General features: G+C 67.4%; 21 protein-coding genes. 9 read left to right on the top strand and 12 right to left on the bottom strand.

Annotation, left to right across the window (positions count from 1 at the left end; translation table 11 throughout):
* Nucleotides 1-7 precede the first annotated feature (7 nt).
* The gene (xseA, locus tag NV401_RS04960; RefSeq protein ID WP_261293285.1) at nucleotides 8-1,375 is read right to left on the bottom strand and encodes an exodeoxyribonuclease VII large subunit; all 1,368 of its coding nucleotides are present in this window, start codon (nucleotides 1,373-1,375) and stop codon (nucleotides 8-10) included.
* Here xseA and purD point away from each other — a divergent pair.
* On the top strand, nucleotides 1,374-2,636 hold the full coding sequence (gene purD, locus NV401_RS04955; RefSeq protein ID WP_261293284.1) for a phosphoribosylamine--glycine ligase: 1,263 nt from the start codon (nucleotides 1,374-1,376) through the stop codon (nucleotides 2,634-2,636). The genes xseA and purD overlap by 2 nt on opposite strands.
* Before the next feature lie 119 nt (nucleotides 2,637-2,755).
* A complete protein-coding gene (locus tag NV401_RS04950) occupies nucleotides 2,756-3,364 on the top strand; it encodes a hypothetical protein (RefSeq protein WP_261293283.1) in 609 nt (202 codons plus the stop codon).
* 48 nt (nucleotides 3,365-3,412) lie between these two features.
* On the opposite strand, the gene NV401_RS04945 is transcribed toward NV401_RS04950, so the two are convergent.
* On the bottom strand, nucleotides 3,413-4,723 hold the full coding sequence (locus tag NV401_RS04945; protein WP_261293282.1) for a hemolysin family protein: 1,311 nt from the start codon (nucleotides 4,721-4,723) through the stop codon (nucleotides 3,413-3,415).
* 157 nt (nucleotides 4,724-4,880) lie between these two features.
* Here NV401_RS04945 and NV401_RS04940 point away from each other — a divergent pair, with 157 nt between their 5' ends.
* Entirely contained in the window at nucleotides 4,881-5,552 is a 672-nt protein-coding gene (locus NV401_RS04940) for an OmpA family protein (RefSeq protein ID WP_261293281.1), read from the top strand.
* Nucleotides 5,553-5,609: 57 nt separating this feature from the next.
* On the opposite strand, the gene NV401_RS04935 is transcribed toward NV401_RS04940, so the two are convergent.
* Both NV401_RS04935 and NV401_RS04930 read right to left on the bottom strand, forming a co-directional pair.
* Nucleotides 5,610-6,041, bottom strand: a complete 432-nt coding sequence (locus NV401_RS04935; RefSeq protein ID WP_261293280.1) for a nucleoside deaminase — start codon at nucleotides 6,039-6,041, stop codon at nucleotides 5,610-5,612.
* 75 nt (nucleotides 6,042-6,116) lie between these two features.
* Complete coding sequence (locus tag NV401_RS04930; protein ID WP_261293279.1) at nucleotides 6,117-6,392, bottom strand: hypothetical protein; 276 nt, start codon at nucleotides 6,390-6,392, stop codon at nucleotides 6,117-6,119.
* Between the two features lie 162 nt (nucleotides 6,393-6,554).
* On the opposite strand from NV401_RS04930, the gene rpmB reads away from it, so the two are divergent.
* Nucleotides 6,555-6,848 (top strand): 50S ribosomal protein L28, encoded by a 294-nt coding sequence (gene rpmB / locus NV401_RS04925; RefSeq protein ID WP_261293278.1) that lies wholly within the window; start codon nucleotides 6,555-6,557, stop codon nucleotides 6,846-6,848.
* A gap of 254 nt (nucleotides 6,849-7,102) precedes the next feature.
* Here rpmB and NV401_RS04920 read toward each other — a convergent pair whose 3' ends face one another.
* Nucleotides 7,103-8,086 carry an esterase-like activity of phytase family protein gene (locus tag NV401_RS04920; RefSeq protein WP_261293277.1) on the bottom strand — a complete coding sequence of 328 codons (984 nt, stop codon included), beginning with the start codon at nucleotides 8,084-8,086 and terminating at the stop codon, nucleotides 7,103-7,105.
* 152 nt (nucleotides 8,087-8,238) lie between these two features.
* Here NV401_RS04920 and NV401_RS04915 point away from each other — a divergent pair, with 152 nt between their 5' ends.
* A complete protein-coding gene (locus NV401_RS04915) occupies nucleotides 8,239-8,628 on the top strand; it encodes a glycine zipper 2TM domain-containing protein (RefSeq protein WP_261293276.1) in 390 nt (129 codons plus the stop codon).
* 363 nt (nucleotides 8,629-8,991) lie between these two features.
* Here the strand turns inward: NV401_RS04915 and phbB are convergent, their stop codons facing one another.
* From phbB to NV401_RS04880, 7 genes are all read right to left on the bottom strand, one after another.
* On the bottom strand, nucleotides 8,992-9,714 hold the full coding sequence (gene phbB / locus NV401_RS04910) for an acetoacetyl-CoA reductase (protein ID WP_261293275.1): 723 nt from the start codon (nucleotides 9,712-9,714) through the stop codon (nucleotides 8,992-8,994).
* Between the two features lie 37 nt (nucleotides 9,715-9,751).
* Nucleotides 9,752-10,759 carry a ferrochelatase gene (gene hemH / locus NV401_RS04905; RefSeq protein ID WP_261293274.1) on the bottom strand — a complete coding sequence of 336 codons (1,008 nt, stop codon included), beginning with the start codon at nucleotides 10,757-10,759 and terminating at the stop codon, nucleotides 9,752-9,754.
* Nucleotides 10,756-12,993: a xanthine dehydrogenase family protein molybdopterin-binding subunit gene (locus NV401_RS04900; RefSeq protein ID WP_261293273.1), complete on the bottom strand. Its 2,238-nt coding sequence runs from the start codon at nucleotides 12,991-12,993 to the stop codon at nucleotides 10,756-10,758. The genes hemH and NV401_RS04900 overlap by 4 nt, the downstream gene beginning before the upstream one ends.
* A gap of 87 nt (nucleotides 12,994-13,080) precedes the next feature.
* Complete coding sequence (locus tag NV401_RS04895) at nucleotides 13,081-13,845, bottom strand: sulfite exporter TauE/SafE family protein (protein WP_261293272.1); 765 nt, start codon at nucleotides 13,843-13,845, stop codon at nucleotides 13,081-13,083.
* Entirely contained in the window at nucleotides 13,838-15,022 is a 1,185-nt protein-coding gene (gene rlmN, locus NV401_RS04890) for a 23S rRNA (adenine(2503)-C(2))-methyltransferase RlmN (protein WP_261293577.1), read from the bottom strand. The genes NV401_RS04895 and rlmN overlap by 8 nt, the downstream gene beginning before the upstream one ends.
* Before the next feature lie 189 nt (nucleotides 15,023-15,211).
* Nucleotides 15,212-15,691 carry a hypothetical protein gene (locus tag NV401_RS04885; RefSeq protein ID WP_261293271.1) on the bottom strand — a complete coding sequence of 160 codons (480 nt, stop codon included), beginning with the start codon at nucleotides 15,689-15,691 and terminating at the stop codon, nucleotides 15,212-15,214.
* A complete protein-coding gene (locus NV401_RS04880) occupies nucleotides 15,688-16,323 on the bottom strand; it encodes a histidine phosphatase family protein (protein WP_380816238.1) in 636 nt (211 codons plus the stop codon). Before NV401_RS04880 ends, NV401_RS04885 begins: the two co-directional genes overlap by 4 nt.
* Before the next feature lie 158 nt (nucleotides 16,324-16,481).
* On the opposite strand from NV401_RS04880, the gene NV401_RS04875 reads away from it, so the two are divergent.
* From NV401_RS04875 to NV401_RS04860, 4 genes are all read left to right on the top strand, one after another.
* Nucleotides 16,482-17,093, top strand: coding sequence for an outer membrane protein (locus tag NV401_RS04875; protein ID WP_261293269.1), 612 nt, complete (start codon nucleotides 16,482-16,484; stop codon nucleotides 17,091-17,093).
* Nucleotides 17,094-17,279: 186 nt separating this feature from the next.
* On the top strand, nucleotides 17,280-18,392 hold the full coding sequence (dnaN, locus tag NV401_RS04870) for a DNA polymerase III subunit beta (protein ID WP_261293268.1): 1,113 nt from the start codon (nucleotides 17,280-17,282) through the stop codon (nucleotides 18,390-18,392).
* 49 nt (nucleotides 18,393-18,441) lie between these two features.
* The gene (locus tag NV401_RS04865) at nucleotides 18,442-20,013 is read left to right on the top strand and encodes an ArnT family glycosyltransferase (RefSeq protein ID WP_261293267.1); all 1,572 of its coding nucleotides are present in this window, start codon (nucleotides 18,442-18,444) and stop codon (nucleotides 20,011-20,013) included.
* 62 nt (nucleotides 20,014-20,075) lie between these two features.
* Nucleotides 20,076-20,855 (top strand): Coq4 family protein, encoded by a 780-nt coding sequence (locus NV401_RS04860; RefSeq protein WP_261293266.1) that lies wholly within the window; start codon nucleotides 20,076-20,078, stop codon nucleotides 20,853-20,855.
* Nucleotides 20,856-20,872 lie beyond the last annotated feature (17 nt).

Raw genomic sequence — 20,872 nt, 5'->3', positions numbered from 1 at the left:
GTCCGGGCTATAACAGGGTCGGCTGGTCGACCACCGGCTTGTCATATGCCTTGGCGCCCGATCGCTCAACCCGCGCGTCGACGGCCCCGTCGCGGAAGTGGAGCGTGACGGCCCCCGCCCCGCGCGCCGCCGCCGCGGTGGAAATCACCTTGCCGCCGGGCCGCCCCTCGACCCAGGCATAGCCGCGCTCGAGCGGGCGGTTGGGATGGACCGAATCGAGCAGCCGGCGCACGCCTTCCAGCCGTTCGGTCGCGCGCAGCAGGCGTTGTTCGAGGATCGCCGGGCGCAGCGCACCACCGGCGCGGTCGAGCTGGCTGCGCGCGCTGCCGATGCGCCGCTCCAGCCCGCGATCGAGCCTGGCGCCGGCATCGTCGGCGCGCTGCCGCTGGGGTCCGAGCAGGGCATCCCGCTTGGGCAGCACGCGGACCAGCGCCTCGAGCCGCTCGCGCCCGCGATCGTGATAGCGTCGCGCGCAGCGCTCGGTGCGCTGGGCATGCGCATCGAGCGTCAGGCGCAGATCGGCGAGCACCGGCACGGCCATTTCGGCAGCAGCAGTCGGCGTCGGCGCGCGGAGATCGGCGGCGAAATCGCACAAGGTGGTGTCGGTCTCGTGGCCGACGGCGGAGATGATCGGAATGCTGCACGCCGCGACCGCGCGCACCACGACTTCCTCGTTGAACGCCCACAGATCCTCGATCGAGCCACCGCCGCGCGCGACGATCACCAGATCGGGGCGCGTCTCGGCCGGCATGGCATCGAAGCCGCCAATCGCCCGCGCGACCTCCTGCGCCGCGCCGTCGCCCTGCACCTTGACCGGCCAGACCAGCACATGGCTGGGGCAGCGATCGGCCAGGCGGTGGAGAATGTCACGGATCACCGCGCCGGTCGGCGAGGTAACCACGCCGATCGTGCGCGGCAGGAACGGCAGGCGCTTTTTCCGTGCGCTCTCGAACAGCCCCTCGCCCGCCAGCTTTGCTTTCAATTTTTCGAGCAGCGCCATCAACGCGCCCTCGCCGGCCAGTTCCATGCGATCGATGATGATCTGGTATTTCGAGCGGCCGGGATAGGTGGTGATCTTGCCGGTGGCGATCACCTCGATCCCGTCCTGCGGCTGGAACGGCAGCATGTTGACCTGCCCCTTCCAGATCACGCCGTCCAACACCGCACTGTCATCCTTCAACGACAGATAGGCGTGGCCGGACGCCACGCGCTTGTAACCGGAGATCTCGCCACGCAGCCGCACGTGACCGAACTCGCCTTCCACGACACGCTTGAGTTTCTGGGCGAGTTCGCCGACGCCCATCGCGGCGGCGTTGTCGCCGGGAGTCTCCTCGGCTACCAGCCGGTGGTTGGTATCGAAAAAGGGGTCGGCCATGAATGTCCTGCTGATCGGCTCCGGGGGCCGTGAACATGCGCTTGCCTGGCGGCTGGCGCAATCGAAAGGGATCAGCACGCTGTATGCGGCGCCGGGCAATCCGGGAATAGCCGAGCATGCCACGCTGGTGACGCTCGATCCGGCGGATCACCGCGCGGTGATCGATTTCTGCCATCGCCACTCGATCGGCTTCGTGGTGATCGGGCCGGAAGCGCCGCTGGTCGATGGCCTGGCGGACAATATCCGCACGATGGGCCTGCCGGTGTTCGGGCCGAACAAGGCGGCAGCGCAGCTCGAGGGCTCGAAGGGCTTTACCAAGGATATCTGCACGCGGGCAAAGATCCCCACCGCCGCTTACGCCAAGGTAACCTCGCGCGACGGCGCGATGGCCGCGCTCGCCGACTTCGGCCTGCCGGTGGTGATCAAGGCCGACGGCCTCGCCGCGGGCAAGGGCGTCACCGTGGCGATGACGCGCGCCGAAGCGGAAGACGCGATCGCCGATCTGTTCTCGGTGCCAAAGGCCGAAGCGGTGATCGAGGAATTCCTCGACGGCGAGGAGGTCAGCCTGTTCGTACTGACCGACGGCACTGCCTTGATGCCGTTCGGCACCGCGCAGGATCACAAGCGCGTCGGCGATGGCGATACCGGCCCCAATACCGGTGGGATGGGCGCATACAGCCCGGCGCCGGTGCTGACCCCGGAACTGCAGCAGCAGGCGATCGACGCGATCGTCGCGCCGACGATTGCGGCGATGGCGGCGGCGGGCATGCCGTTTTCGGGCGTGCTCTATGCCGGGCTGATGCTGACGGCCGAGGGGCCGAAGCTGATCGAATATAATGCGCGGTTCGGCGATCCCGAATGCCAGGTGCTGATGCTGCGCTACCAGGGAGACCTGCTCGAACTGCTGCTGGCGGTGGCCAACGGCACGCTGGGCGACCAGCCGGCACCGGACTTTGCCGACGAGACCGCACTCACCGTGGTGATGGCGGCGAACGGCTATCCCGGCACACCGGAAGCGGGCGGCAGCATCGCCGGGATCGACGCCGCGGAAGCGGACGGCGCGCGCGTGTTCCAGGCCGGGACCCGGCGCAACGGCAAAACGCTGGTGGCGAGCGGCGGGCGCGTGCTGGCGGTGACGGCGATGGCACCGACGATCGCCGCGGCACAGGCTGCAGCCTATGATGCGGTAGCGAAGATCGACTTCCCGAGCGGGTTCAACCGCAAGGATATCGGCTGGCGCGAGATCGCGCGGCAGGGGTGACCACCGCCACCCAAAAAAACGCTACGGCCGCGGGGCCGAACCGCGATCGCGATAGTTGATGGACGCGATATGCGATCCTCGCGATACTCGCCTGCAATCTTTTCGCGTTGGAGTAATCGATGACGGCAACGACCACGGACATGACGTCCTTCACCGTCGCGCAATTCGTGGTGATGGCGATTTTCGCGCTGCTCGCCGTGGCGGGTATCGTGTTCGGCATGCGGCTCAAGCGCCGGCGGCTGGCGGCGCAGGAACAGACCGAAGAACATCGCGAGGCGGCAGGCGTGCCGGCGGCACCGCTGGAGCGTGCAGCGGCGGACGAGACGATTGTGGCGGCGGCCACACCGCCGGCAGCCACCCCACCGGTCGCTCCTGCACCGCCACCGCTGGGCGATCCAATCGCCGACGTACCGGCACCAATAGCCGAGCCGGCACCGGTGGCAGAACCGGCGACCGCCGCGCCGCAGGCCGCTGCAGCACCGCTGGCAAGCGATATCCGCCAGTTGAAGGGACTTGGCCCCAAGCTCGCGGCTACCCTGGCCGAGCTCGGCATCACCCGCGTCGAGCAGATCGCGGCGATGAGCCCGGCGGATCTGGAGGAGCTGGACAGCCGGCTGGGAAGCTTCCGCGGGCGCCCGGCGCGGGATCGCTGGGCGGAGCAGGCGCGACTGCTGAAGGCAGGCGACAAGGCGGCCTATGAAGCCGAGTTCGGCAAACTGGGCGGCTGATCCGCCGCCCGTGACAATAACAGGGCGGTGTGGGTTCGGGTGCGGCGCTCAGCCGCCGCGCGTCGTGCTGACCAGCAATTTGTCGATCCGGCGGCCGTCGAGATCGACCACTTCGAACTTCCAGCCCTGCTGCACGAAGCTTTCGCCCTCGCCCGGCAGATGGCGGAACACCGCTAGGGCAAGGCCGGCGACGGTGGCGTAGTCGCGGTCCTCGGGCAGATCGAGCCCGAGCCGCTCGGCCAGCGCATCGACCGCCATCTGGCCCGAGACGAGCAGCGAGCCATCGTCGCGCTCGACCACCGAGGGGCTGTCCTCGGGATTGCTGTCGGAGGCGAATTCGCCGGCGATCGCGGCGAGCAGGTCGGTGGGCGTGACGATGCCTTCGAAATGACCATATTCGTCGTGCAGCAGCGCCATCGGCACTTCCGCCTCGCGCAGCGCGACCAGCGCATCGAGCGCGTCGAGCTGATCGAGCACCACCGGCGCCTGGCGCATCAGCGCACGCAGATCGAGATCGTGACCGCCGAGCAAGGCCGCGGCGATATCGCGCGCCTGGACCACGCCGATCACCGCATCGACCGAGCCTTCGGCAACCGGCAGGCGGCTGTGCGGGGCGGCGAGCAAGGCGGCGCGGATGCCATCCGAATCGAGCCCGACATCGATCCACACGATATCGGTGCGCGGCGTCATCACCTCGCGCACCGGGCGATCGGCGAGCCGCACCACGCCCGAGATGATCGAGCGTTCATGCTCCTCGATCACGCCGGACTTGCTCGCCTCGGCGACGATCAGGTGCAGTTCCTCGGCCGTCACGTGATCCTCGGTCTCGCGCTGCAGCCGCATCAGCCGGAACAGCAAGGCGCTGGTCGAATCGAGCAGCCACACGATCGGTGCGGTGCCCCAGGCGAGCCAGCGCATCGGCGCCGCCATGAATGCGGCGATCGGTTCGGGCGCGCGCAGCGCGATCTGCTTGGGGACCAGTTCGCCGATAATCAGCGAGGCATAGGTGGTCAGGCTGATCACCAGGATGAAGCCGACCGTCTGCGTCGTTTCGGTCGGCAGGCCGAGCCAGCCGAGCCGCGCCGCGACCGGGCCGCCCAGGCTCGCGCCCGAATAGGCGCCGGCCAGGATGCCGATCAACGTGATGCCGATCTGGACGGTGGACAGGAACTTGCCGGGATCGGCGGCGAGCAGGATCGCCGCGCGCGCGCCGCGCTTGTGCGCCCGCGCCATCGCCTCGAGCCGCGCCTTGCGCGCCGACACGATGGCGAGTTCGGACATCGCGAAGACGCCATTCAACGCGATCAGCGCGAAGATGATCGCCACGTCGATCCAGGGGAAGGGGGGAAGCGGTGCCATGTCGCTGGATCGTCCTTGCCGCACATCGCCGCGCTTCACAACCGCCATCGCGACTCGGGCGGTCAAATCGCTGCCGGAACAATCTTTGCACGGGCTGGTTAGACTGCCGATACAAGAGGGGGCGCAGGAACCGCGCCGCAACGACAGGAGTGAAGACATGCGATCGAAGTTCATGCTGGGCGCCGCGCTGGCCGCGCTCGTCACCACCAGCGCTTGCGTCACCGATCCGGAAACCGGACGGCAGACGATCTCCAAGACGGCGATCGGCGGCCTGGGTGGCGCGCTCGGCGGCTATCTGCTCGGCGACATCGTCGGCGGGCGCAACGATCGCACCGCGAAGATCGTCGGGGCAGGCCTTGGCGGCATCGCCGGCGCGGGCATCGGCGCGTACATGGACAAGCAGGAGCGTGATCTGCGTGCCCGCACCGCCGGCACCGACGTGCAGGTGATCCGCCAGGGCGACGACCTGATCCTCAACATCCCGTCGGGCATCAACTTCGCGTACAACAGCGCCGCGGTGGCGCCGCAATTCCAGCGCACGCTCGATCAGGTCGGCAGCGTGCTCGGCCAATATCGCGACACCTATATCGACATCTATGGCCATACCGATTCGACCGGCTCGGACGATTACAACCAGGGCCTGTCGGAGCGGCGCGCGGTATCGGTCGCTGATTATCTGTCGGGCCACGGCGTCCAGTCGGCACGCATCGCGACGCGCGGCTTCGGCGAATCGCAGCCGATCGCATCCAATGCCACGCCCGAAGGTCAGGCGGCGAACCGCCGTGTGGAAATCAAGATCGTGCCGATCTCGCAGGACGACCTGCGCTAATACAATCGGCCAACCCCTGCCGTCATCCCGGATCAGGTCCGGGATGACGGGAACGGGTTAAGCGCGTCGCGCGGCGAAGAACGCCCGTAACAGGCCCGCCGCCTCGTCCTCGCCGATTCCAGAATATATCTCCGGCCGATGATGGCAGGTCGGTTGCGCGAAGAAGCGCGGCCCGTGTGCCACTGCGCCACCCTTCGCATCCTCCGCGCCGTAATAGAGCCTGGCGATCCGTGCGTGCGCTATCGCGCCGGCGCACATCGCGCATGGCTCGAGCGTGACCCAGAGATCGCAATCTTCCAGCCGATCGCTGCCCAGCAGTTCGGCGGCGGCGCGAATCGCGCGAATTTCGGCATGGGCGGTGGGGTCGCGCAACGTGCGCGGCGCGTTGGCCGCGACCGCGATGATCGCGCCTTTCGACACCACCACCGCGCCGACCGGCACTTCGCCGGCATCAGCGGCAGCGCGCGCAGCGTCTAGCGCGGCGCGCATCGGGGCGGGCATCGGGAACATCGCACCTTTATGCCCGCCAGACGCCGCCCGGACCAGTCCGGGCGGACATGGCTGTTACTGCGCGGTGGAATTGCCCTCCGGGCGGTTGAGCTGGACGGTCGGCACGGTAATCGTCTTCTGCGTCGTGCCGACGGTGGGCACGTCGACCGTCTTGTTCTCGGTGCCAACCGACAGAGTCGCCATATCGGCCTTGACGGTCGGCGCGTTGCCCCCCTGCACGGCGACGCTGGGCAGCGAGCCGGGCGTGGTATTCAGTTTCAGCAGCCCGACCGACATCAGGCCGACGACGACGAGGGCGGCGAGCCCAATCAGGATCAAGAGCGCGCGCATCAACATTCTCCACAGCATTCGGATCGTTTGCGTAATAACGTCGCTGCGCGGTGCTTGGTTGCACGCAAAAGCCTGAATCGGTTGACGCCCAGCCCGGAGCGGGCTATCCGCGCCGCCTTTACGGGACACCGAACAGGGGTCCGAAATTCAGGATTAGCGAACATGTCGCGCATTTGCGAACTGACCGGCAAGGGCCGGATGGTGGGTAACAACGTTTCCCACGCGAACAACAAGACCAAGCGGACGTTCCTGCCGAATCTGCAGAACGTGACGCTGATGTCCGAAGCGCTCGGCACCAGCGTCAAGCTGCGCGTCTCGACGCACGGCCTGCGCTCGGTCGAGCATGTCGGCGGGCTGGACAACTGGCTGGTCAAGACCGGCGACGACAAGCTGTCGCTCAAGGCACGTCGCCTGAAGCGCGACGTGCGCAAGAAGCTGGTTCCCGTCGCCGCGTAAATCCCGTTCGGGATTGACGGTTTGATCGGCCCGCACTTCGCCGGAAGTGCGGGCCGTCGGCGTTTGGATTCTCGGCATCCCGCAACGGGGGCAACAACCCTTCCCGAACGATCGCCATCATCCTGAGCCTGTTTCGGGATCCTGCGCGCCACACGTCCGGTCGCCCGAACGGCGACAGGTATCCTGAAGCGAGTTCAGGATGACGGAATCGGGAGAGGCGGCGCGGATTGCCGCGAAATCCCGAGGTCCTTTGCTTAGCGCGTCGGTGGCTCTAGGCGGAACTTGAGCAGCAGCGTGCGCTCGAGAAAGAACTGGTTGTCGTCGGAAACGAGCCAGAGGACGGTCGCCCTGCCCTCCCGGGCCACGACCAGCCCTTCGAAATTGTCGCGCGTCAGCGGCGTGTCGATCGTGGCGATCTCCTGCCCCCGCACGATCGCGCCGGGGCGGATCGCGCGCGGATCGATGATCGTCAACGTCGCGGAAAAATCGAACGGCGCGTCGAATCGACGGTTGAGCACGAGGATGCGGCCATCGGGCAACAAGGCGGCGTCGCTCGGATCGTGATGGGCGGGCGGCAGATAGGTGAAGCGAAAGCCGCGCGCCGGTGCACGGGTCGGATCTCCGGCGAAGCTCAGCGCCTGCCTGCCTGGCTTGTGCTTGGGGCGGGTCGATTCGGCAAACACGATCGTGCGGCCATCGGCGAGACGCACCATCGCCTCCGGCCCGCCATTCTCGTCCCAGCGCCGCATCGCCTTGGGCGCGCTATGGCGGATCGCCCGCGTGAAGCCGGCATCGTAGCGCCAGATCTCGTTGACGCGCTCGAGCCCGACGATTCGCTCGCCGGTGACCGGATCGACGATCATCGATTCGCTGTCGCGATCGCGCTTTTCCCATCCCGTCGCCGGGCCGGCGGGGAGCTCGCCGATCTGCTGCTCGCTGATCCGGCCGCGCGCATCGAGCCGGAAACGAACCACGCCACCGCCGTCGCTGAGCAACGTGAAGCGATCGCCCTGCAGCGACATCGCCGAAAAGCCGCCGAACACCGGATCCTTGCTGGTGAGTTCGACGCCGCCGAGATAGGTGAGCCGGCCGACCCGCACCCGGCGCGGATCGGCAGGATCGAGCGGCACGCGTGTCGCGCTGATCGTCGCGGTCGGATCGAGCAGGCCGAGCCGCTCCGGACCGGCCCATTGCGGCGCGATGATCAACAGGATGAGGATGGAGAACCAGGCGCGCACGCGCCCTCTTAGCGGCACGCGCGGTGATCGCCAGCCGCCTTGCGCGATGAACGCAGGATAACGGCGGCATTCAGGCTCGGCTCAATCCGACTCGCCTAGAAGGGCATCAACGAGGAAGTGAAGCCGCTCCTCTGATTCGAAGGAGATACGCCATGTTCAAGAAAGTAACGCTTGCCCTTACCGCCCTCGCCATGGGCTCCACCGCCATCGTTGCGACGCCGGCCGCGGCGCAGCGCTATGACCGTGGCTACAGCCAGTACGACCGCGGCGACCGCGGCTATGACAATCGCAATTATCGCAACGACCGCCGCTACTATAACGACGACCGTCGCTATTATCGCAACAACCGCGTCAGCCGCAACGACCGCTGCGACGCCGTGGGTGGCACCGTGATCGGCGCGATTGCCGGCGGGCTGCTCGGCAATACGGTTGCCGGCCGTGGCGACCGGACACTGGGCGCGGTGCTGGGTGCCGGTGCCGGCGCCCTGGCCGGACGGGCGATCGATAAGTCGGACGATCCGCGCTACTGCCGCCGGCGCTAAGCGCGGCCACGCCCGCGCATTGCGGCGCTAGCCGCATAGCCCGGCGCGGCCGGCGGGGCGCCCATGGGCGCCCCGTCCGACGGTGGCTTCGCCGCCGTCCTGGCTTGCAGGCTCCAATAGTTTCACGAGATCCCCCCAGTTGCTTAACCGGGGGTTAGGGCCGGCTCCTTCGGGGGCCGGCCTGTTCGTTTCAGCATGCCTGTCGCACAGCACCACCTACGCGCAGGCGGGGACCCAATTGTGGAGTACCTGCAATGCCGACGGCAAAGCCGTCGGCCGGATCGGGGCTGCACCCCGTCCGCCGGCCGTGCCGGGCGCTGCGGCCATGCCGCGGCGGCGCGGTCGTGGCCGCGCCTGCGCCTGTCAGTACATATGCTGCCCGCCATTGATGCTCAGCGTCGAGCCGGTGACGAACCCGCCCTCTTCCGAGACCAGAAACGTCACGCCGCGCGCAATTTCGCTGGCCTGACCCAGCCGCCCGACCGGAATCTTGGCGACGATCTTCTCCAGCACATCGGCCGGCACCGCCGCGACCATATCGGTATCGATATAGCCCGGCGCGATCGCGTTGACCGTGACGCCGGCGCGCGCGCCTTCCTGTGCCAATGCCTTGGTGAATCCGTGAATGCCGGACTTGGCGGCGGCATAATTGACCTGGCCATATTGCCCGGCCTGGCCGTTGATCGAACCGATATTGACGATCCGCCCCCATTTGCGCGTGCGCATGCCGGGAAACACCGCCTTGGCCATGTTGAAACAGCCACCGAGATTGGTGTCGATCACATCTTTCCAATCCTGGTAGCTCATCTTCAGGATGGTGCCGTCGCGCGTGATGCCGGCATTGTTGACGACGATATCGACATCGCCGAGATCGGCGGCAACCTGCGCGCAGCCCGCCTGGCAGGCGTCGTAATCGCCCACATCCCATTGATAGGCGGGAATGCCCGTGCGTTCGGTAAATTCGGCGGCGCGCTGCGCGTTGCCAGCATAGCTTGCCGCGACGGTAATGCCCTGTTCCTGGAGCGCGAGGCTGATCGCCTCGCCGATCCCGCGCGTGCCCCCGGTGACGATCGCGACGCGTGCCATGTCTCTCTCCTAGATCTGCTATCCTTGGAGCATGACGCTACGGCGTGGCGACCCAGCCTTCAAGCTCCCGCGCGAGCAGGATGCGTAACATTTCAATGCCGAGCGGGCCGTCGTTGAGGCACGGCAGATAGGCGAAGTGCGTGCCGCCCGCCTCGACGAAGCTCTCCCGCCCGCGGATTGCCAGTTCCTCCAGCGTCTCGAGGCAATCGGCCGAGAAGCCCGGCGCCAGGATCGCGACCTTCTTCACGCCCTTGCCCGGTAATTCCTCGAGCATCGTATCGGTTGCCGGGCCCAGCCACTTGGCGCGGCCGAAGCGCGACTGGAACGATATGATCACCTCGCGGCCCAGCGCCTCGGACAGCAAGCGCGCGGTCTTCTGGCAATGGCAGTGATAGGGATCGCCGAGTTCCAACGTGCGCTCGGGCATGCCGTGAAAGCTCGCGACGATCGTGTCGGGCGCGAAATCGAGCGCCGACAGGCCCTGCTCGATCGAACTTTTCAGCGCGCCGATATAGGCGGGATCGTCATGATAGGGCGGCAGCGTGCGCAGCGCAGGCTGCCAGCGCATCCCGGCCAGCGCGGCGAACGCCTTGTCGTTGGCCGTCGCGGTCGTCGCCGCGCAATATTGCGGATAGAGCGGCGCAACCAGGATGCGCTCGCACCCGGCGGCCTTCATCGCCGCAAGCCGATCGGGAATCGACGGATTGCCGTAGCGCATCGCCCAATCGACCAGCACGGCGGGCCCGAAGGCATCCTTCAGCGCCGCCGCCTGTGCCCTAGTAATCGCGGCGAGCGGCGAGCCATCCTCGCGCCAGACGAGACTATAGGCCTCGGCGGATTTCTTCGGCCGCGTGTTGAGGATGATGCCGCGCAGGATCGGCTGCCACGCGATCGGCGGGATTTCCACCACGCGACGATCGGACAGGAATTCGCCGAGATAGCGCTTTACCGATTTGACGTCCGGCCCGTCGGGCGTGCCGAGATTGGTCAGCAACACGCCGATCTTGGGGTTCGGGATGGGCGGGTGGCCCGCGGGCAACATCATCGGTCTCCAGGCCTGAGCGGCAGGCTGCGTATGCGAAAACCGGTAGCCGATTGCAGCGCATTCGCAATGGCCGGCGCAACCGGCGGCACGGCGAGTTCGCTGACGCCGCCGGGATCCGCCTCGCTGCGGATCAGCTCGACGGTGATGTCGGGCGTCGTCGCGAGCCGCGGCAGCGCAAGATCGCCGAAGCCGCGCGCGTCGGCGAGATTCTCGGTGAAGCCGGTCGTCGCCCCCAACGCCTGCGCCATGCCGAAGATCAGCCCGCCCTCGATCGCCTGGCGCACGACATCGGGATTGACCTGCCGCCCGCAATCGACCGCGGCGACGAGCCGGTCGACCTGCGGGCGCTGCCCCGCGCCGATGCTCGCCTCGGCCAGCACAGCGATATAGCTGCCGCGAAAGGCGTGGCAGGCAATGCCCTGTCCGCTGCCGGCCACGCCGCCTTCCCACCCGCCGAGCGACGCCGCGGTCGACAGGCAGCGGGCGAGTCGCGCATTGCCGCCGAGCATGCCGATCCGGTACGACAGCGGCTCGCTGGACGAGGCGTGCGCAAGCTCGTCGAGGAAGGATTCGGTGAAGAAGCAGGTGTAGCTGTGCGCGCCGGAGCGCCAATGACCGGTCGGCACGCCGATCTCCGCCGGGTGGTGATCAACCGCGAAACTGGGGATATTGTAGAACGGGCGGGCGCCGGCGACGGCATAGCGATCGCCCGAACCGCTGGCGGCAAGCGCGCCCCGCGCCGCCGCATCGCCGGCGAGCAGGCGGGCGGCAAGCTCGTGGCCGGTCGCGGGCGCGGCAATCTTGGCAAGCCAGCCGCGGATCTGACCGTTGCGGCCGAGCCGCGCGGTCATCCGCGCCACGGCCGGCGGGCGGTAGCGATCGTGCAGCAGATCCTCGCTGCGCGACCAGACGAGCTGCACCGGACGGCGGATCTCACGTGCGATCAGCGCGGCCTGTTCGGCGGCAAGCGATTCGAGATTGGCGCCGAACGACCCGCCAACGAGCATCGGGTAGATCGTCACCGCATCTTCCGCGATGCCCAGCACCGCCGCCGCCGCGGCGCGCGCCACGCCCGGCGCCTGGGTCGGCAGCCACAGTTCGAGCTTGCCGTCCTTGAACTGCGCGGTTGCCGTCTGCGTTTCGATCGCGGCATGCACCGCCAGGCCGGCACGATATTCGGCGGTGATCACCTCGGCGCCCTTGAACGCGGCGGACAGATCGCCCTGCGCCGCCAAGCGTTTTCCCGGGCCGTCGAGCGCGGCCATCAGCGCGGCGTCGATCGACCCGCTGGAGATGATCGCGCCGGTCGTCGCGAAGCGCGGCGCCAGCGCGTCGAGCGCCTTGTTCGCCGCCCACCAATTGTTGGCGATCGCCGCGACCCAGCGATCGTTGGTCACCACCTGGCTGACGCCGCGGATGCGATCGGCGGCGGCGCGATCCACGCGGATCAGCTTGGAATCGCCGGTCGGGCCCTGGCGAATGCTGGCATAAACCATGTCGGGCAGGCGGATATCGCCGGCGAAATTGGCCGAGCCATCGACCTTGGCGGGCACGTCGAGCCGCGGCAGCGACTGGCCGTACAGCCGGCTGTCATCATTGGCGCGCAGCGGGATGGGATCGGGCACGCTGCCGCCCGCCGCCTCGGCAGCGAGCGCGGCGAAGCGCAGCTTCTTGGTGCCATGCGTGACGAACCCCGCCGCCGCACCGCATGCCTGCCAGTCGACGCCCCAGCGCGCCGCCGCCGCCTTGGTCAACAGGATTCGCGCCGCCGCGCCGGCCGCGCGGAGCGGCGCCTCGAACGCGCGCACCGAGGTCGAGCCGCCGGTCAGCATCAGCGCGGTGCGCTGCGCATGGCCGGCGCGCAAGGGCGCCGGCCATGCATCGAACGCGCCTTCGAACAGATCGTCGAGCGCCAGCGCATTGGCATAAAGCGGGTTGAGCGGCGCGGGCTGCACGCCGACGGTGCGCCAATCCGCGCCGAGCTCGTCGGCCAGGATCTGCGGCAGCGTGGTATACACGCCCTGGCCGTGTTCGGCCTGCGGCACCGCGACGGTGACATGCCCGTCCTCGCCGATCTTGAGCCAGGCGCCGAACACCGTCTCGCCCGGCGCCGCGGTGAGATTGGCGGCATAATCGCGCGGCCAGAGCGCCAGCGCGACGACCAGGCCGACGCCCACGCCGCCGCCGATGAGAAGCGTGCGTCGATCGAGGTTCAGGGTGTCGCGCGCCGCCATCTGCGCTGCTCTATCGCGGGGCCGGGACTTGGGGAAGGGTCGGCGGCAGGCAGCGGCGCGGGCCGCGTCCGCCGGCCGCGGCCATGGTCAGACGTAGGCCCGCCAGAAGAATACCAGGGTCGTCGCCCCGGTGACGCACAGGGTCCACGCCTTGACCGCGCCAGCCGGCAACTTCTTGCCCAGCCTGGCGCCCAGCCATCCGCCGAGGATCGCCCCGACCAGCATCGGCACGCCCGCCGCCCAATAGACCAGCCCGGCCCAGACGAACACGATCGCCGCGGCGGCATTGGCCAGCGCCAGCATCAGCGTGCGCGGCGCGAACAGCGCGCGCGGGCTGACATTGGCCAGCAGCCCGTACATCGCGGTGGTCATCATCCCCACGCCGCCGCCGAAATAGCCGCCATAGATGCCGAGCAGCACCTGACCCGCGACCAGGCTGCGCCGCCCGATCGACACATGCGCGTGCAGCCAGCGCGCGCCGCCCGCGCCGAACGCGATCACCACAAAGGCGAGCAGCAGCAGCCAGGGAATGATCAGGTCGAACGCATTGCTCGGCGTGACGACGAGCAATGCGCTGCCCGCCAGTCCACCGAGAAAGGTGATCCCGCCGAGCAACCGGACATCGACGCCGCCGACCGGGCCCAGCTCATCGCGAAACCCCCAGGCACTGGTCGCCGCCCCCGGCAACAACGCGACATTGGAGGTCGAATTCGCGACATTGGCCGGCAGCCCGAGCGCGATCAGCGCGGGCAAGGTGGCAAAGGTGCCGCCCCCGGCCAGCGCGTTCATCGCGCCGCCGACGAGACCGGCACCGGCCATCAGCGCAGCCGTCGCCACTGAAGGATCAGCCAAGCGCGGCCAGCTTTTCCTCGGCCTGCCGATCGAGCTCGGCACGCGACAGCTTCTCGCTCGCGGTCTTCAGCTGCCCGCACGCGGCATCGATGTCGCGCCCGCGCGGGGTGCGGATCGGCGCGGAGATCCCGGCATCGAAGATGATGTTGGAGAAGGACTTGATCCGCTCCGGGGTCGAGCAGTCGTACGGCGCGCCGGGCCAGGGATTGAACGGGATCAGATTGACCTTGGCCGGCAGGTCGTAATGCTTCAGCAGGCGGACCAGCTCGTGCGCCTCGGCGTCGCTGTCGTTCTTGTCCTTGAGCATGACATATTCGAACGTGATGCGCCGCGCATTGTTCGCACCGGGATAATCGGCGCACGCCTGCAGCAGTTCCTCGATGCCGTATTTCTTGTTGATCGGCACGAGCTCGTCGCGCACTTCCTTGGTGACGCCATGCAGCGAGACGGCGAGATTGACCGCAATCTCCTCGCCGGCGCGCGCCATCATCGGCACCACACCCGAGGTGCTGAGCGTGATCCGCCGGCGCGACAGGCCCAAGCCGTCGCCGTCCATGACGATCTTGAGCGCATCGCGCACCTGATCGAAATTGTACAGCGGCTCGCCCATCCCCATCATCACGATGTTGGTCAGCATCCGCCCCTCGGGCTGGCTCGGCCATTCGCCGAGCCCGTCGCGGGCCAGCATGACCTGCCCGACGATCTCCGCCGGCGTGAGGTTGCGCACCAACCGCATCGTGCCGGTATGGCAGAAGCGGCAATTGAGCGTGCAGCCGACCTGGCTCGACACGCACAAGGTGCCGCGATCGGCATCAGGGATGAACACCATCTCGTAATCGTTGCCGTCGTCGGTGCGCAGCAGCCATTTGCGCGTCCCATCGGTCGAGACCTGCGCCTCGACGACCTGCGGGCGGCTGATCGTGAAGCGCTGCTCGAGCCATGGCTGCATCGTCTTCGAGATATCGGTCATCAAAGAAAAATCGGTGACGCCGCGATTGTAGATCCAGTGCCACAATTGCTTGGCGCGCAGCTTGGCCTGACGCGGCTCGAGCTGCGAGGTTTCCAGCGCCATGCGCAGATCGAGCTTGGACAGGCCGAGCAGGTCGATCCGGCCATCGGCGCGCGGCTTGAATTCGCGGGGCACGGGTACAGGATCGATATGCCCCGGAATGGGCATGAGGGTCGTCGCGGTGTTGGGCATGGGCGCGCACATAGGCGAAAATCGCGAGGATTTCCAGTTCGGCGATTCGCCCCGGCGGCCGTCCCACCAAACATGCTCCCCCGCGAAAGCGGGGGCCCAGGATCACGAGGGCTGCGCGCGGTATTCTGGGCTCCTGCGTTCGCAGGAGAACAGTCGCTCAGAAGGCTATCCCCGCGCGCATGCCAGCGCCGCCGCGTCGATCGCCGTCGCCGCGCCGCGCAGTGCGTAGACGTCAGCGAACGGCTGGCCGCTCCGGCTGAGCGATTCGACGCTCATGCTGCGCCCCGAGCGGATCGCCGCGACCACCGCCGCATCGGTGCGCTTGTCCGGCGACCAGGCATCGGCCTTGCCCGCAACGAGCGCGAAGCGGCGCTCGCCGACTGACAGTGTCACGCGCGCGCGCGTGTCGCGCGCGCGGCTGAGGCGGATGTGCAGCTGGTTGCGGGCGCCCCGTCCGGGCCAGGTCGCGATGCTGGCGAACGGCCGCCAGCGCGCCGCGCCGCCGGTCTGCACCGGTTGCGCGATCGCATAGCAGCGGCGCGGGGCGGCATCGCTGAACGCACCCCAGCGATCGAACACCCCGAGCGAGTCGCGTGCTGCGGCCGGCGCCGCGGCCAGCACGGCCAGCAGCAGCACCCGTCTCACGCGCCGCCGCCGCCGGTGCCGAGATGAACCAGCCGCTCCTCGCCTTGCGCGATCATCACCACCGATCCCTGCGGCAGGCCCGGCAGCGCCGGCGCGTCGAAGCCCGCGACATCGCGCGCCCCGGTCATCACGCCGCGCAGCACGCGGCTGGAAATGCCGTGCATGATCACCAGCCGGTCGCCGTCGTCGCCCGCCGTGTCGTCGAGCCAGCCGCCGACCCGCGCCGCAATCTCGGGATAGCGTTCGCCATCGGGGGCGGCGCGCAGCAGGCCGCTCGTGGGATCGAACACCGGGCCAACCTCGGCGATGACATCGGCATAATAGCGCCCGCCCCAGCCGCCCATGCCGATCTCGATCAGCCGCGGATCGGTTTTGGCGTCGTGCCAGTCGAGCTCGAGATGCTCGGCGATTACCGCCAGCGTCTGCAGCGCGCGGCCGGTCGGCGAGGCCCAGAGCGCCAGGGCCGGCTTCGCGCCCAATTCGGCGCGCAGCGCGCGGCCCATTTCCTCGGCCTGCGCGAAGCCCGCGCGCGTCAGCGGGGTATGCGGCGCCTCGCCCTGCAGGCGCCTGGCCGCGTTGAACACCGTTTCGCCGTGCCGCGCGATGAAATCGCGGCCGCTTCTTGTCCGCATTGGGGCATTGGAATCCATGCCCCCGCATTCAACCCCGTGTGGCGCAAAAGCAACGGATTTCCTTGTTTATCTGAGGTTCATGCAACGTCGGCGCGGCGCGCCTATTTATCCCTTCCCAGCCGCGGAGACGGCGGGATTGTCCAACTGGAGTCATCAAAATGCGCAAATTTGCTTTGTCCGCTGCCGCCGGCACGATCGCCCTCGGCCTCGCCGCCCCCGCCTTCGCCCAGGATGTGCCGGTCGAGGCGGCACCGTTCACCGGACCGCGCATCGAAGCAATTGCCGGCTATGACCATGTCGGCGGCGAGAACGGCTTCGACGGCGTCGTCTATGGCGGCCAGCTCGGCTACGATGCCCAGGTCGGCGGCGTGATCCTCGGCGTCGAAGGTGAGATCACCGGCACGACGGCAAAGTCGGACGACAACAACGTGTTCGCCAGCAACGATCGCTTCCGCGTCAAGGGCGGCCGTGATCTCTATGCCGGCGCGCGCCTCGGTTACGCCATCTCGCCCGTCGCGATGATCTACGCCAAGGCCGGCTATACCAACCAGCGGATCGATTCGCGCTACTCGCTCGGCACCGTCACCGTGCGCGACAAGGACGATGCCGAGGGCTACCGCCTGGGTGCCGGGATGGAATACAAGATGAGCGGCAACGCCTATGTGAAGGCCGAATATCGCTATTCGAACTACACCAACATCGATCGCGGCGATATCAACATCGATCTTGATCGTCATCAGGTACTCGCCGGCGTCGGCATGCGCTTTTAAGATTTCGAGATAGCGGGGCCGTCATTCGCGGCCCCATTTCGGACAGCAGAGAAGGGCTGGAGCGCTTGCTCCGGCCCTTTTTTTCGTTAAGGTTAGGAGACGGTCAATACCCCCGACTCTACACGTTTGGCGGGTTAGAAATTTGGCGGCGGCACAAGGTCGAGCAGCCGGCCCGGGGGAAATTGAATGAAGGCGACGATCGAACGCGCAACCCTGTTGAAGGGGCTGAGCCACGTCCAGTCGGTGGTCGAGCGCCGCAACACCATCCCGATCCTGTCCAACGTGCTGATCGAGGCGACCGCCGAGGGCGGCCTCAAGCTGATGGCGACCGATCTCGATCTGCAGATCAACGAGACGATCGCGGCCGCGGTCGACCAGCCCGGCGCGACCACCGTCTCGGCGCACACGCTGTTCGACATCGCGCGCAAGCTGCCGGAAGGCAGCCAGGTCAGCCTGGCCGCGGCCGAGGGCAAGATGACGATCATGGCGGGGCGCGCCAAATTCCAGCTCGGGACGCTGCCGCGCGACGACTTCCCGGTGATCGCCGAGGGCGAACTGCCCGTGTCGTTCGAGCTGCCGGCCGAAACGCTCAAGCAATTGATCGACAAGACGCGCTTTGCGATCTCGACCGAGGAGACGCGCTACTATCTGAACGGCATCTTCCTGCACGTGTCGGATGATCCGTTGCCCGTGCTCAAGGCCGCGGCGACCGATGGCCACCGTCTCGCGCGCGTGACGATGCCGCGCCCGGACGGCGCCGAGACGATGCCCGACGTGATCATCCCGCGCAAATGCATCGCCGAACTGCGCAAGCTGCTCGACGAGATCGACGGCTCGGTTGGTGTATCGCTCTCCCCCACCAAGATCCGCTTCGATCTCGGCCAGGCGCTGCTCACGTCGAAACTGATCGACGGCACCTTCCCGGATTACAGCCGCGTGATCCCGACCGGCAACGACAAGATCCTCAAGATCGATCCGCGCAGCTTCGAGGAAGGCGTCGATCGCGTCTCGACGATCGCTACCGAGAAGACCCGCGCGGTGAAGATGGCGCTCGATCGTGACAAGATCACGCTGTCGGTGACCAGCCCCGAAAACGGCACGGCGGCGGAAGAAGTGCCCGGCGAATACGTCGCCACCAGCTTCGAGATCGGTTTCAACAGCCGCTATCTGCTGGACATATTGGGGCAACTCGACGGCGATACGATCGAGGTCCATCTGGCCGATGCGGCCGCCCCGACGCTCATCCGCGAGAACGACAAGAGCTCAGCCTTGTATGTGCTGATGCCGATGCGCGTGTGACCCTGGGGTCACGCCGCCTGCCGTTAGCGTAGAAAGCCTTTTTGAATTCATGAATCACCATAATCTCGCCGCCCTGGCGGCCGACAAAACGGCTGCGCGGCGGCCGGGGTTGGTCGATCGCCTATGCGCGACGCCGATGTCCCGCGCCTTGGTCTTTCTCGCTTTCGCCCTGCTCGTTCGATCGATCCAGTTCGGCAACCCCGTCGTGCAGCCGGACGATCAATTCTATCTGCTGACCGGCGACCGCCTGCTGCAGGGCTATCTGCCCTATATCGACATCTGGGATCGCAAGCCGGTCGGCCTGTTCATCCTGTTCGCCGGGATCCGGTTGTTGGGCGGCGACGGGGTGATCCAGTATCAGCTCGTCGCCACGCTGTTCGCCGCGCTCACCGCCTGCGTGATCGGCCAGATCGCATTGCGCTTCACCACCAAGCCCGCCGCGCTGATCGCCGGCCTGATCTACCTGCTATACCTGTGCGTGTTCGGGGGGGAGGCGGGGCAGTCGCCGGTCTTCTACAATCTGTTCACCGCGCTGGCTGCGCTCAGCATCGTGTGGATCCTCGATGTGGACCGGTTCCGCAGCCGGGAAATCGCGCTGGGCTGCGGGGCCATGGCGTTGATGGCCGTGGCCATGCAGATCAAATATCCTGCGCTGTTCGAGGGTGCCTTTTTCGGCCTGGCGCTGTTGTGGCTCGCGCATCTGCGCGGGGTGCGCCTCCCCGGCCTGATCTGTCTGGCGGCGCTGTGGCTGGTCATTGCGCTTGCCCCCACCGCCGCCGCCTGGGGCTTTTATGCCGCGCGCGGCTATAACGAAGCGTTCGTCTACGCCAATTTCACCTCGATCTTCGATCGCGGATCGCCGCCGGTCGGCGTGGTGTTCATGCGCTGGTTCGTGATGGTGGCGCAGATGCTGCCGCTGTTGGTCGCCGCCTATATCTCCAGCCGGCCGAAGGACGCCGCCGGGCGGATCGTGGCGCTGCCGCGGCACGGCACGCAAAAATTCGTGCGCGACTGGTCAATCGTCGCGGTCGGCGCGGTGATGGTGTTCGGCAGCTATTACGATCATTACGCGCTGCCGATGCTGCTGCCGCTGTCGATCGCCGCGGCGCCGCTGCTGAGCGATTTCGCCGCGGGGGTCGATTTCCACGCGCGGCATCGGCGCCTGCATATCCCGGCGGTGGCGTTCGTCGCCTTCGTCGCGTTCGTGCTCGCCACGGTGGCGATCCTGACGCACCAGGAAGGGCGCGGCCGCGGCAAGGCAGTCCATGCGATGGCGGCCTATCTCAAGCCGCGACTGAAGGATTGCCTGTTCGTCTTTGCCGCCGAGCCGATCCTCTATCACCTGACCGGCTCGTGCCTGCCCGGCCGCTGGCCTTTCCCCGATCATCTCAACAACCGCGTCGAGAACAACGCGATCGGCGTCGATCCGCTGGCTGAGGTCACACGGATCATGGCGGGCAAGCCGGAATTTGTCGTCGAGACGGAAAGCACGTACAGCACGATCAACTGGCGCACCTGGAATTACATGCAGGCGCAACTGGCGCGCGATTACGAAAAGGCGTTCGTCGTTCCGGTCGGCGTGCATTTCCGCATCGTCTATCGCCGCCTGAAGGGACACTGACGCCGCTGGACTCCTGCGCGGAAACGCTTTATTGACAGAATTGTCAGTAAGGAGTTTCCGTGATGGCCAAGCTTCCCCCCTTCCCCGGCACGACCGGCCGCCGCGACTGGCGCACCGCGCTCGACGCGATCCGCAAGCTCCTTGCCGATGGCGACGATACGACGCAGGTTTTCCGCATCATGCGCGCGCTGAACGTCGGCAATTCGCCGATGAACTATGCGCGCCTGATCTCCACCACCGAGGGCGGGCGACTCGCCTATGAGCGGACCGAACTGGCAGCGTTGTTCGCCCAGCCCGGCTTCGCCCGCCAGTTTGCGCCCGGCACGGTCGGCGCGGCCTATTGCCATTTCCTCGACAGCACCGGCTATTCTGCCGACGGCCTCGCCGAAGTCAGCCGGATCAACGCCGAGGAGGACATGCAGCATCCCTATGCCTGGTTCGGCCGCCGCGTACGCGACACGCATGATATCTGGCACGTGCTGACCGGCTACAAGGCGGACGAAAGCATGGGCGAAGCGGCGCTGGTCGCCTTTTCCTATGCTCAGGTCGGCGGGCTCGGCTGGGCGTTGATCGGCACAGCGGCGGCACTGAAGAGCATTCGTGTCACCGGCAGCACGCTGTTCGCCAAGGCGGTGTGGGAGGGGTATCGCCATGGCCGCAAGGCGAAATGGATATCGGGCGAGGATTACGTGAAGCTGCTCGGCGAACCGCTCGAGGCGGCGCGTGCGCGGCTCGGCATCGCCACGCCGGTCGCCTATCTCAAGGCGCAGCGCGAACTGGGTGCGGAACTGGCTTCCTATCTCAGCACGCGGCGCGCCGCGGACGTCGAGCTCGCCGCCTGAGCTTGCAGCGCCGGGCA

The organism is Sphingomonas hylomeconis, from assembly GCF_025370105.1.
In the GTDB taxonomy this organism is placed as follows: domain Bacteria; phylum Pseudomonadota; class Alphaproteobacteria; order Sphingomonadales; family Sphingomonadaceae; genus Sphingomonas; species Sphingomonas hylomeconis.
This window is presented reverse-complemented; position numbering and strand designations above follow the sequence as displayed.